The sequence below is a fragment of the Microcoleus sp. BR0-C5 genome, assembly GCF_036705045.1.
Taxonomy (GTDB): domain Bacteria; phylum Cyanobacteriota; class Cyanobacteriia; order Cyanobacteriales; family Microcoleaceae; genus Microcoleus.
The window spans coordinates 228,800-241,499 of record NZ_JAUBTR010000001.1; the positions used below are offsets into that span (position 1 = coordinate 228,800).

The window sequence follows — 12,700 nt, forward strand, 5'->3', positions numbered from 1 at the left end:
TTTTAATCTTTAATTCTTAGCAAATTGACTAGACAGGGAGCGATTTTAGATAGGGGTAAAATCCAGTCTACTTCAACATTTGCGATCGCCGACGCTGGCATGGTCGGGCATAGAGCTGAAGCCGGTTCCTCCACAAATGTCAATCCTCCCTCAGCTTTAATTTTTGCCAGCCCTTTACTGCCATCCGAATTAGCTCCCGTTAAAATTATGCCGATAACTTTCTCCCCAAAGGCATCCGCAGCAGACTCAAACAGCACATCGATTGAGGGCCGCGCGTAGGAGACAGGAGCCTCAGTTGATAGTGCAAATGTAGGAGTTCCGCGATCGGGGATTCGGGATTTTGAATTATGGATTGACTCCACTGCCACGATCCCCCATTCTGTCAAGTTGTTTTCATACAGGCTAAACTCCTCCTCACAGGGCGATTCTATTAGCAAGTGATAGTCAGCAGGAGCCAAGTAAACCCGTCCAGGTACGATCTCCTCTTTGTCTTGGGCCTCTGTGATTTGGAGAGAGCTGTGCTGTTGTAAAACATCAGTAAGCCTATTCTGAGAACTCTTATGGCGGTGTTGGACAATAACTACAGGCAAAGGAAAGCTCTTTGGCAAATCTGCCAGCAGCACAGTCAGAGCCTCTAGTCCTCCCAAAGACGTGCCCACAACCACTATTTCAAAATTTTTTTTATTTAATTCTCCGGTAGAGTTTATCACTACTTTCAAGTGCTTCATAATATTTTTCATAAGGTGTAAAAATCAGAGACTCCTGATGTCCCAAGCCTAAAACTCCAAACATTACCAGGCTCTCATAAAAAAGCTTGTGTACCCGCTCTTGGAGGTGTGAATTGAAATAAATCAGCACATTACGGCATAAAATAACATTAAATTCATTAAAAGAATTATCCGTTGCTAGGTTGTGGTGAGCAAAGACAATATTATCTTTAAGTGAAGAGCGAAAAATCGCATTTTCATAGGCAGCAGTGTAATACTCAGAAAACGCTTTCTTGCCCCCAGCTTGGTGGTATAGTTGCGTATATTCTTGCATTTGTTTTAGCGGGAATATCCCTGTTTTTGCGGTTTTCAAAACTAATTCATTCATGTCCGTAGCGTAAATCCGACAACGGTCATAAAGTCCTTCTTCTTGCAGCAATATTGCCATAGAATAGACTTCTTCTCCCGTTGAACATCCAGCGTGCCAAATCCGAATAAAAGGATAAGTACGCAGCAGCGGCACCACTTTATTTCTGAAACTAATGTAAAAGCTGGGATCGCGAAACATCGCCGTTACATTGACAGAAATGTCCAGCAGTAAACGGTCTAGGTAAGCAGGATTGTGAAGTACCTTTTCCTGAAGTGCAGAGACAGTGGTGAGCCGTTCCGAGCGAATAGTGTTCCAAATACGGCGCTTGAGAGAGGCAAGAGCATAATTGCGAAAATCAAATCCGTAATAGCGAAACATTCCCTCTAGTAGGAGTTGAATTTCGATTGTTTCAAGTTCATGGCTTTCGGGCATTTTTAATTAGTTATTGGGAATTGGGCATTGTTGACTGTTGACTGTTGACTGTTGACTGATGACTGTTGACTGCTGACTGTTGACTGCTGACTGTTGACTGTTGACTGTTGACTGTTGACTGTTGACTGTTGACGGTTGACTGTTCACTGCTTACTAATGACTAATGACTAATAACTAATGACTAATGACTAATGACTATCGATAAAGCCAGACACGCAGCAGCGAGAGCAACTGTTCCGTATCAACAGGTTTGGTAATGTAGTCAGACGCACCAGCTTCGATACATTTTTCCCGATCGCCCTTCATAGCTTTCGCAGTCAGAGCAATCATTGGCAACGAAGCAAATTGAGGCATATTACGAATTGCTTGCATTGTTTCGTAACCGTCCATCTCTGGCATCATCACGTCCATCAACACAATATTTATCTCAGGCGTATTTTGCAATTTAGCAATGCCCTCTCTGCCATTCTCAGCATACTCAATTTTCATTTTATGGCGCTCCAGCATACTCGTGAGGGCGAAAATATTCCGCATATCGTCGTCAACAATCAAGACTGTTTTGCCCGCGAGGGTCGAATCAGTTTGATACAATTGCTCTAGCATTTGGCGCTTTGGTTCCGGCAAATTTGCTTGGACTCGGTGCAAAAACAAAGCTGTTTCATCTAACAAACGTTCTGGCGATCGCACATCTTTAACAATGATTGTTTCCGCCATCCGCTTCAGTTGAGTTTCTTCTGTTCTCGTCAAATCTTTGCCCGTATAAATAATAATCGGCAGACTTTTTAAAGCTGCATCTTGCTTGATCTGCTCAATCAGTTCAAAACCCGTCATATCTGGCAGTCCCAAATCGAGCACAACGCAGTCAAAAGGCCCCGATTTCAAAGTTGCTAGCGCCTCTGCACCACTCCCAACAGCCGTTGTAGAAACATCGTGATTGCCGATTAAATCCACAATGCTCAGACGCTGTGTTTCGTCGTCTTCCACGACTAGCAAATTCTTCACTGGCCGCTCCACAAACCCCTTAATATCAGTTAAAGCTTTGCTCAAAGCTTCGCGGCTGACAGGCTTTTGTAAGTAGGCGATCGCCCCTAACTGCAAACTGCGCTGCCGCCCTTCTTCAACTGATACAATGTGAACCGGAATGTGGCGCGTACTTGGATCGTGCTTCAAGCGATCGAGCACTGTCCAGCCATCCATCACAGGCAAATTTAGATCCAGCATAATCGCCGTTGGCTTGAACTCTCGCGCCATCGCCAAACCGATATCGCTCCGCAAAGCCACCAAACCTTTAAAACCCTGTTCCTGCGCCATATCCAACAGAATTCGAGCGAAGTTTACATCATCCTCGACAATCAACAGCACGCGATCGTCATTCTCAATATTTTCTCGGTCATCAGAGATTAAAGGTGAGGGGTAAGGCGCGATCGGCAAGTGGAAATTCGGCAAAGGAAGTGCGGGAGAATTAGCAGCGGGTAATTGAGGCGTTTGCTTGCCCGTTCCCGAACCCGTTTCATTCATTATTCGCGATTCTTGGTAAGTTTGTGGCAGATAAAGCGTGAACTTACTACCCTCACCAGGGTGACTTGTCAATTTAATTTCTCCACCTAACAAATTAGCGATTTCTCTACTAATTGACAAACCCAAACCCGTGCCCCCGTATTTGCGGCTAGTGCTACCATCTGCTTGTTGGAAAGCCTCAAAAATAACCCTGTGTTTTTCAGCAGAAATCCCAATCCCGGTATCGCTAACTGAGAAAGCTAAAACAGTAGGGGAACTCCTTAAACTTTCTATCTCTAAACTCCACCCTTCCCGCGCTACTTCGGCACGCAATTTCACCTCACCTCGCTCTGTAAACTTAAACGCATTAGAGAGGAGATTCTTCAAAACTTGTTGCAGCCGTTTAGCATCAGTATAGAGACCTTTTGGCAACCCAGCCTCAAGCTCTATTTTAAAACTCAACTTCTTATCCTGCGCGATTTGGCGGAAAGTCCGATCCAAATGATCTCGCAAGTCCGTAAACAACACTTGCTCAATTTCCACCGACATCGTGCCTGATTCAATCTTAGCGAGATCCAAGATGTCATTAATCAGCCCCAGCAAATCATTTCCTGCCGAGTAAATTGTGCGCGTGTATTCAACTTGCTTCTGAGTCAAATTGCCTTCCGTATTGTCAGAAAGCAATCGAGCCAGAATCAACAGCGAATTCAGCGGAGTTCGCAACTCGTGAGACATATTTGCCAGAAACTCCGACTTATACTTAGAAGTTAGAGCCAACTGTTCGGCTCTTTCTTCCAACAACCCCCTCGCCTGTTCGATATCTCGGTTTTTCCGCTCAACTTCCTTATTTTGCAGCGCTAGCAATTCAGCTTGTTCTTCTAGTTCTTCATTCGTTTGTTGCAACTCTTCCTGCTGCTGCTTCAACAGTTCCTCATTCGTCTTCTGCACCTGCGCTTGCTGTTCTAACCGCTGGTTAGTGTCCCTTAGTTCCTTTTGCTGAGTTTGCAACTCTTCAGCCAAAGATTGCGCCTGTTTCAGCAACTCTTCCGTCCGCATACTGGCAGCAATTGTATTTAAAACAATGGCGATACTTTCTGTAAGTTGATCCAGAAATGTCAAGTGAATTTCGCTGAAGCGGCGGAACGAAGCTAGCTCAATTACCGCTGTCACCTGCCCTTCAAACAATACAGGTAAAACCACGACATTCAGCGGCGTAGCTTCTCCCAGACCAGAGCTAATTTTAACGTAGTTGTCCGGCACTTCTGTCAACAGTATTCGTTCCTTTTCCAGGGCGCACTGTCCTACCAAACCTTCGCCTAAATGGAATCTGTTTCCTAACTGTTTGCGTTCGCGGTATGCGTAGGTACTTAACAGTTTGAGAAACGGATCATGCTCCACAGCTTCCATCATAAAGAATACGCCATGCTGAGCAGAAACCAGCGGCGTTAATTCTGAAAGAATTAGCTTAGAAACAGTTTCTAAATCCCGCTGACCTTGTAGCATTCGAGTGAACTTAGCAAGGTTTGTTTTCAGCCAATCTTGCTCTGTATTTTTCTGCGTAGTCTCCCGCAGATTGGCAATCATCTGGTTAATGTTATCCTTAACAATGGCAACTTCTCCTTCAGCGGCGACGGAAATTGACCTCGTTAAATCGCCTCGCGTAACAGCAATTGCCACTTCGGCGATCGCGCGGACCTGAGTAGTCAGATTAGCCGCCAATTCATTCACGTTGTCCGTCAAATCTCGCCACGTCCCCGCCGCACCCGGAACCTTCGCCTGACCGCCTAACTTCCCTTCAATTCCGACCTCGCGCGCCACCGTACTAACTTGATCCGTAAACGTCGCCAGCGTGTCGATCATCTCGTTAATCGTATCTGCCAGAGTCGCAATTTCTCCCTTAGCTTCCAGCATTAATTTGCGCTTCAAATCGCCATTCGCCACCGCCGTCACAACCTTAGCAATACCCCGCACTTGCGCTGTCAAATTTCCCGCCATCGAGTTTACGTTGTCGGTTAAATCTTTCCAAGTTCCCGCAACTCCTTTCACATCAGCTTGACCGCCCAATTTACCCTCAGTTCCCACCTCCCGCGCCACCCGCGTTACCTCAGAAGCAAAAGAATTAAGCTGATCCACCATCACGTTAATAGTGTCTTTCAGTTCGAGAATTTCGCCTTTGACATCGACGGTAATTTTCTTAGACAAATCCCCATTTGCCACCGCTTTTGTCACTTCCGCAATATTCCGCACCTGCGCCGTCAAATTCCCGGCCATCAAGTTAACATTATCAGTTAAATCTTTCCAAGTTCCCCCTACACCCCGCACGTAAGCTTGCACACCTAATTTCCCTTCGGTTCCTACTTCCCTCGCCACCCGCGTTACTTCAGATGCGAAGGAACTCAACTGATCCACCATGATGTTAATCGTGTTTTTCAGTTCGAGAATTTCGCCTTTAACATCTACTGTAATTTTCTTGGATAAATCGCCATTTGCCACAGCCGTTGTCACTTCCGCAATGTTACGGACTTGGGCGGTAAGATTACCCGCCATCGAGTTAACTGAATCCGTTAAATCTTTCCAGGTTCCTGCAACTCCCCGTACTTCAGCTTGCACGCCTAATTTCCCTTCGGTTCCTACTTCCCTAGCAACCCTAGTTACTTCCGAAGCAAAGGAATTTAATTGATCCACCATCGTGTTGACGGTGTTTTTGAGCTCAAGAATTTCACCTTTAACATCTACAGTAATTTTCTTGGATAAATCGCCATTAGCCACAGCCGTCGTAACAGCAGCAATATTCCGTACTTGCTCTGTCAAACTCCCCGCCATAAAATTAACTGAATCCGTTAAATCCTTCCAAGTTCCTGCTACGCCTCGGACATCCGCTTGACCGCCGAGTTTACCTTCGGAACCCACTTCCCTAGCAACCCTGGTTACTTCAGATGCAAAGGAATTAAGCTGATCCACCATCACGTTAATGGTGTTTTTCAGTTCTAAAATTTCGCCTTTTACCTGTACCGTAATTTTTTTAGATAAGTCGCCGTTAGCAACGGCCGTCGTCACCTCAGCAATGTTGCGGACTTGTGCTGTTAAATTCCCCGCCATCGAGTTAACTGAATCCGTTAAATCTTTCCAGGTTCCTGCTACTTCCTGCACTTCAGCTTGCACGCCTAATTTCCCTTCCGTTCCCACTTCCCTAGCAACCCTGGTTACTTCAGATGCGAAGGAATTCAACTGGTCAACCATCGTGTTGACGGTATTTTTGAGTTCGAGAATTTCCCCTTTAACATCTACGGTAATTTTCTTAGATAAATCGCCCTTTGCCACAGCGGTTGTCACTTCAGCGATGTTCCGCACTTGTGCTGTCAAACTGCCTGCCATGAAGTTAACGCTATCAGTTAAATCCTTCCAAGTTCCGGCAACTCCTTTCACCTCAGCTTGACCGCCGAGTTTGCCTTCGGAACCTACTTCTCTCGCCACCCGCGTTACTTCAGATGCGAAGGAATTTAACTGATCCACCATGATGTTAATAGTGTTTTTTAACTCCAGAATTTCACCTTTAACATCTACTGTAATTTTTTTAGATAAGTCACCATTTGCCACAGCAGTCGTCACGTCGGCAATGTTCCGTACTTGTGCGGTAAGATTGCCGGCCATTGAGTTAACTGAATCCGTTAAATCTTTCCAGGTTCCTGCAACTCCCCGCACTTCAGCTTGCACCCCTAATTTGCCTTCCGTTCCTACTTCCCTAGCAACTCTGGTTACTTCAGATGCGAAGGAACTCAACTGATCCACCATGATGTTAATCGTGTTTTTCAGTTCGAGAATTTCACCTTTTACATCTACTGTAATTTTTTTGGATAAGTCGCCATTTGCCACAGCGGTTGTCACTTCGGCAATGTTACGCACTTGTGCTGTTAAATTCCCCGCCATCGAGTTAACTGAATCCGTTAAATCTTTCCAGGTTCCAGCAACTCCTTTAACTTCTGCTTGCACGCCTAATTTCCCTTCGGTTCCCACTTCCCTAGCCACCCGCGTTACTTCCGACGCAAAGGAGCTCAACTGGTCTACCATTGTGTTAACAATCTGCGCGGTTTGGAGGAATTCTCCTTTGAGGGGTCTGTCTTCTATTTCTAAGGCGATAGTTTGCGATAAATCTCCTTTTGCTACGGCCCGAATTACTCTGGCGGTTTCAGAGGTTGGTTGCACTAAATCTGTAATTAGGGTATTGACAGAGTTGACGCTAGCTGCCCATGACCCCTCGGCGCTGCCGATGGTGGCCCGCTGGGCGATTTTGCCTTCTTTACCGACAACTGTGCCGATCCGATCGAGTTCGGCCGCCATTCTCTCATTGAGCTCGATAATTTCGTTAAGTTCGTCAGCAATTTTCCCCGCTAGACCAGTCTGATCTATGGGCATCCGAACTGAAAAGTCCCCTTTTTTGACAGCTACTAAGGTTCTGAGTAACTGTTTGGCATAAGCATTATTGGAATTGGGACTTGTTATCTGTGCAGTTGACATGACCGTTACCTTTGGGGAGTTTGAAGGGGAAGGGGGGAATATTTTGGAGATTATTGATATTATCCAACTAAAGCAGTGTCTGATTGCTTCTATCAAAAGATGGATGACAAATTGCTGTTTATCCGCTATTTTGCTATTGGTTATTTTATACTGTTTAGCAAACTCTTCTTGGTAAGGAATTAATTGTGGGGTGTCAGGAACAAGCCCGAAAGCCTGTTCCACCCTGTTCCACGCTGTTCCACAAAGAGTGAATTTTATTGTAGGGCGGGCAGGATGCCCTCCCTACAGATTACCAACTGCGATTATTTCCAATTTTGCCACGAACTATTGAAGATAGAAGTACCCGGAAAGGCGATCGGATTGGCATTTTGTTGCAATCGCAACTGCAACACTTCTAAGTTTGGCTCGCGGGACGGCAATTCGTCCACTAATTCATAAGCTAGAATCCCCTTTTCCAAGGAAAAAGCAGCCGTAACTCCCGCCGCAGCACCTGCAGACCATTCAAAAGAATGCACTCGATAAGCAGCGGCCGCTGTGTGGCTAACAGCAATACTTTTACCCGCCACTAACATATTGTCAATTTTCTGAGGAATCATTGCCCGCAGCGGAATTTGGAAGGGATAAGCTTGCCCTTGACCTTTGCGAGTGCCTTCGCGTTCGGTATTTCCTGGTGCTTCCGGGGGACTGTTAGTCATGCAGGGGTGAAAGTCGATCGCATAATGACCAATACCCACAGAATCAGGATAAATCGTAGCGCGCGATCGCGATTTTGTATCCTCAACAGATTGACTTCCCACAGCCAAAGCCGGCGCATTCAAACCACCGACAGCCAACCACAACTTCCGATACTCTTCCTCCGACAAATTCTGGCGGTAAAAATCAGCCGTAAAGTCAGTGCGAGACATATCAACTTCCCACACCGTAAAACCTTGAGCCTGATTGAAACTCGGCCGCCCAATAATGCGCCGGCCCTCCCGCATATAAGGATATTTAGAAAGTCCGTGCACCGTCCCCATCGGCGAATCCAACCCGCTCAAAAAACGATTGTTTGGATAAGGCTTTTTCACTCCATCTCCTAGCTGCGAGTCAGTAGTTCCTGTTACCAACCAGTAGAAAAATCCTTTGGCATTTTCCTCTCCTTTTCGCAAAGTTTCCGTTCGCAAACCGCCCATCCATCCCCCCGGTTGCAGTTGACCGTTAGCTTCCAGTTGTGCGCGAGAATAAATTAAATTATCCTGGGCAGAACCGGGACGATAGTCATTGCCCCAAGTCCAGTTTTGCATCGAAATATCCCCAGGATAAATGGGGAATTGCTTCGGGTCTGCAGGTCGCTTTTGATCCGGTCTCATACTCCTGATTTGGCGGTAGCTGAAAACCAAAGGAAAGCTGGCCAATCTCTGCAATTCGTAACTGTAGTAAGGAGCGTATTGTTGATAAAAAGACGGCACTTGATGCTGCTGCGGTTCCTTCGTTGCCTCCATCGCAAAGGTGTAGGTAAAACCTTGAGTGCAGTAAGCATCGCCGGTGGGGCTGGGGGAGGAAGGTTCAAGAGGGGAACGCGGGTCAATTCCGAGGCGGTAGGGAACATCGGCAAGTCCGATCAATTCACCTGTTTCAGTGGCATCTACAACGTACCAATCAGCACCCCCCCTACTGCCAGAAGGGGAGGAACTTGTGGAATTCCCCCCCCTTGGCAAGGGGGGGTTAGGGGGGGTTCCAGATGATTTAGGAATAAACCGAATAATAGTTTTGTTAAATCGCGGAGAATTTTCGTAGCGATAGGCATCTTCGATAGTTTGAGAAAGAGTTTCGGTGTTGATTGGCCCGGTATTGGCGGCGGGTTTGTGTTGAATGGCGATCGCACTTTTAATTTGTTGACCCCCAACCGTATTCCCCGCCACAGCAGGAGTAATTGCTAGTTCTTTAATAACTGTATTGGGAAACCATTTCAGCGTGCCTTTGCCTTTTCTAGCGGCATCCTGCAAGATGTTAAATATAATTTTGTGACCGTCGTAGGGCATGAAACACGAATAGCTAACCCAACAGCCTCCGGGATTTAGCCGGCCGTAATGTTCCTTGATCCGCCCCCGCAATTCGAGGTAGCCACGGGGGTAAAATAAGAGCGATCGCTGAGTCTCTCTTTCATCAAGTGCGGAAGTTCCCTGGGAGGAAATTTGACCGCCTACCCAGTCAGTAATTTCAGTAAGGCAAACTGTGCGCCCCGCCAGCAAACCTTCGTAAGCGGTAGCAGCGCCTGCGAGCCCGCCGCCTGCTACTAGAATGTCGCAAGTTTCTGCATTGTCTGGATTACGCGGAGGTGCGGCAAATACTGGCGAAATGCTCCCTATCGCGGAAATTATGCCGAGGGTGAGGCTAAGGATCGATCGACCTTTGAGCAAAAATAGATACCGTCGAAGTTTCATCGGAGATTGTGGAATTAATTTTGACATAGCGCGAAAAACACTCATCCCATCTAAATGTTTATTTTGCAGTATACTGGTATTTCGCGGTGTTGTCAGGGAAAACTTTTTTAGAGAAGAGGCATTAATACCAGCAACAACTATTGAACAGCCGGATCTACCTTATGCTCAAAATCGTCAAATTTTTTAGGTCATTGATTCCTTTTGAGAGTTTAACAATTACCACCAGTTTAACTTATTCGGAAGTTTTACGCAGGTTAGACGAAGTTGTTACTCCTCCCAAAGTTTTTAGAATAATTATACCCTTTAGTCCACCCCCTGCAAAACCCTATGAAGGAACGATTTCTGGCAAAACATTCAAAATTAATCGCATCATCATCGGGAGACATTTATTGTTCCCAATTATACAAGGATATATACATAATCAACAGTTCGGTTGTTCCATCAGAATTAGGATGAGTTTACATACAACAGTTATAGGAATTCTGATTCTTTGGCTGTGGACAACTGGCAGTATAGGAATGTTTTCTTTATTTGCTTGGTTAGTAGAACCATCCGTGGGAGCCATATTTTTACCAATTTTAGGAATGTTTATTTTGGGCTGGCTTTTGTGCTTAATTCCCTTTAAGATAGAAGCGAAAGCAGCTACCAAATTTTTGTCTATTTTGTTAACATAAAGTAATTTCTAACGACAACATTTTAGCTGTATTATTTAAAATAATCTGGCTGCATCAGCGGTAAAAAAACTCAATTTTCCGGGAGTACCCATGCGTCAAAACCAACTGAAACAAAAAATTCAACAAGGCGAAACAGTCCTCGGTTTATTTATGAACTGCCCTTATCCCGCATTCATAGAAATCTGCGGTCACGCTGGATTGGATTTTGCCGTTATCGACATGGAACACGGGCCCCTGCACCCGCTTGCTGCTGAAGATTTGTGTCGCGCCGCCGACTGTACCGGAATTGCACCGATTGTTCGTGTCAGCAAAAACGACGGGCCGCAAATTCAACGAGCTCTCGACATCGGCAGTGCAGGCGTTCAAGTACCTCAAATTGAAAGCAAAATCGATGCCGAAACCGCTGTCAAAAGTGCTAAATACAGTCCTCTGGGCACGCGAGGCCTTTCCTTCGCTACGCGGGCGGGACTTTACACCGCCGCAGGTACAAATATCACCGACAAACTCAACGAAGAATCCTTAGTTGTGATTCATGTCGAAGGCAAAGGCGGCATCGACAACCTGGCAGAAATTGTTACTGTCCCAGAGGTGGACGTGATTTTTCTAGGGCCTTACGATTTGTCACAGTCGATCGGCATTCCCGGCCAAGTCCGCGATCCCCGCGTCATCGACATGATGCAGGAGGCAGTGCAAACCATCCGCAAAGCAGGCAAAGCCGCCGGTACTTTTGCCGAAAACCCCGAAATCGCCCAGCAGTGGATTGATGCTGGCGTTCAGTACGTCACACTTGGGGTCGATGTTGCCGTTTTCCTGCGGGCCTGTCAGTCGCTGGTGAAAGCAGTCAATCGATTTTAGATTTTAGATTTTAGATTTTAGATTTTAGATTTGGGATTTGGGATTAAAAGAAGAACCAGCCCCGGATTCATCTTGCAAGCTTTACGATATCTTTGCAATTTTTGTAGTGTCTTTTACGACACATACAAAAAACCTGCGCTAGAGTAGAAGCATACACCTCCTCAATGCAAAATTAGGGAGGGGAGCAAGGCTTCAGGGAGTAAAATCTATGAAAACCGTATTAGAATCCATTCATTTGGATTATGCCTTCATGTTTACTTTCAAAAAAGTAAACTCGATTAAGCTAGAAGGTTTCAAGGAATTTTTTGACGATATGCCTGTCGATCCGTATGTGAAAGGTAAGTATCGTTCGAGAAGATTATCGCGGTTTGCAGTCAACGGAAATGAGTTAGTTAAGTTACCTCACGGCTATTTGTATCAAAGCAAAACATACAATCCGCTAGTGGGTGATATCAGGCGGGAATTTGCCGAATTGGACGATCGGCTAATTGCCCTCGATAATTTCAAACAGATGATTTTTGCTTTTTTCGATTCCTGCAAAATTCACCCCGAAGCTGAAATCGGCATCCATCAAATCAGGACGACTTGTTCGCCGCACAATTTTGGCAACCCCGCACCGGAAGGCATTCACCAAGACGGTACTGACTTTATCGGGATTTTCTCGGTTGACAGAACTAATATTGTAGGCGGGGAAACGCATTTGTACTTGGCTAAAAAAGAGAAGCCTGTTTTTAATAAAATTCTGCATCCGGGAGAATTACTGTTAGTTAACGACCACGAGTTTTTCCACTTTACTACGCCGATTAAACCGGAATCTGAAGGAGTGGGAACCAGGGATGTCTTTGTGCTGACTTCTCCGAGTTTGCTTTGCGATTGAGTAGAGTTGAGCAATTGGGCGTCTTTCGTTCGTAGTGAGGATTTTAGTCCTCTCTCTGGCGTTTAATCAATAGAGTTCTTGCAAAAGTCAAATTCACCCCCCTTAGTCCCCCCTTATTAAGGGGGGAAACAAGAATAATCTTGCCTCTTCCCCTGATTAAAGAGGAGGGTTGGGGTATGGTGCTTTGTATTTTTGCAAGAGTTCTAATCATGACTCAAGTCCTTACTACAAACCTTTCGTTCGTAGTGAGGACTTTAGTCCTCTTTCTGGCGTTTAGGATCGCGAATTAAATAATTTACACTCTTGAAAGTGGGTTGGGCGTCCCGCCCGCCCTTTCTGGACGGGCGGGA

At 45.8% G+C, this 12,700-nt stretch carries 8 protein-coding genes; 3 read left to right on the forward strand and 5 right to left on the reverse strand.

Annotated features, from left to right (window positions below; translation table 11 throughout):
* Positions 1-2 precede the first annotated feature (2 nt).
* From QUB08_RS00835 to QUB08_RS00855, 5 genes are all read right to left on the reverse strand, one after another.
* Entirely contained in the window at positions 3-728 is a 726-nt protein-coding gene (locus tag QUB08_RS00835) for a chemotaxis protein CheB (RefSeq protein ID WP_333222626.1), read from the reverse strand.
* Positions 682-1,509: a protein-glutamate O-methyltransferase CheR gene (locus QUB08_RS00840; RefSeq protein WP_333222628.1), complete on the reverse strand. Its 828-nt coding sequence runs from the start codon at positions 1,507-1,509 to the stop codon at positions 682-684. The genes QUB08_RS00835 and QUB08_RS00840 overlap by 47 nt, the downstream gene beginning before the upstream one ends.
* A gap of 6 nt (positions 1,510-1,515) precedes the next feature.
* On the reverse strand, positions 1,516-1,656 hold the full coding sequence (locus tag QUB08_RS00845; protein WP_333222629.1) for a hypothetical protein: 141 nt from the start codon (positions 1,654-1,656) through the stop codon (positions 1,516-1,518).
* 48 nt (positions 1,657-1,704) lie between these two features.
* A complete protein-coding gene (locus QUB08_RS00850) occupies positions 1,705-7,521 on the reverse strand; it encodes a HAMP domain-containing protein (protein WP_333222631.1) in 5,817 nt (1,938 codons plus the stop codon).
* A 302-nt stretch (positions 7,522-7,823) separates the two neighbouring features.
* Complete coding sequence (locus tag QUB08_RS00855; protein ID WP_445300874.1) at positions 7,824-9,971, reverse strand: FAD-dependent oxidoreductase; 2,148 nt, start codon at positions 9,969-9,971, stop codon at positions 7,824-7,826.
* Between the two features lie 134 nt (positions 9,972-10,105).
* On the opposite strand from QUB08_RS00855, the gene QUB08_RS00860 reads away from it, so the two are divergent.
* The 3 genes from QUB08_RS00860 to QUB08_RS00870 all read left to right on the forward strand — a co-directional run bounded on the left by QUB08_RS00860 (position 10,106) and on the right by QUB08_RS00870 (position 12,350).
* Positions 10,106-10,618 (forward strand): hypothetical protein, encoded by a 513-nt coding sequence (locus QUB08_RS00860; RefSeq protein ID WP_333222633.1) that lies wholly within the window; start codon positions 10,106-10,108, stop codon positions 10,616-10,618.
* A gap of 90 nt (positions 10,619-10,708) precedes the next feature.
* A complete protein-coding gene (locus QUB08_RS00865; RefSeq protein ID WP_333222636.1) occupies positions 10,709-11,473 on the forward strand; it encodes an aldolase/citrate lyase family protein in 765 nt (254 codons plus the stop codon).
* 208 nt (positions 11,474-11,681) lie between these two features.
* Positions 11,682-12,350, forward strand: coding sequence for a 2OG-Fe dioxygenase family protein (locus QUB08_RS00870; protein WP_172190452.1), 669 nt, complete (start codon positions 11,682-11,684; stop codon positions 12,348-12,350).
* Positions 12,351-12,700: the final 350 nt, after the last annotated feature.

Coding starts and splice junctions, on each gene's coding strand:
- QUB08_RS00855 (WP_445300874.1), bottom strand. CDS start 9,971: ATGTCAAAATTAATTCCACAATCTCCGATGAAACTTCGACGGTATCTA.
- QUB08_RS00865 (WP_333222636.1), top strand. CDS start 10,709: ATGCGTCAAAACCAACTGAAACAAAAAATTCAACAAGGCGAAACAGTC.
- QUB08_RS00850 (WP_333222631.1), bottom strand. CDS start 7,521: ATGTCAACTGCACAGATAACAAGTCCCAATTCCAATAATGCTTATGCC.
- QUB08_RS00870 (WP_172190452.1), top strand. CDS start 11,682: ATGAAAACCGTATTAGAATCCATTCATTTGGATTATGCCTTCATGTTT.
- QUB08_RS00835 (WP_333222626.1), bottom strand. CDS start 728: ATGAAGCACTTGAAAGTAGTGATAAACTCTACCGGAGAATTAAATAAA.
- QUB08_RS00860 (WP_333222633.1), top strand. CDS start 10,106: ATGCTCAAAATCGTCAAATTTTTTAGGTCATTGATTCCTTTTGAGAGT.
- QUB08_RS00840 (WP_333222628.1), bottom strand. CDS start 1,509: ATGCCCGAAAGCCATGAACTTGAAACAATCGAAATTCAACTCCTACTA.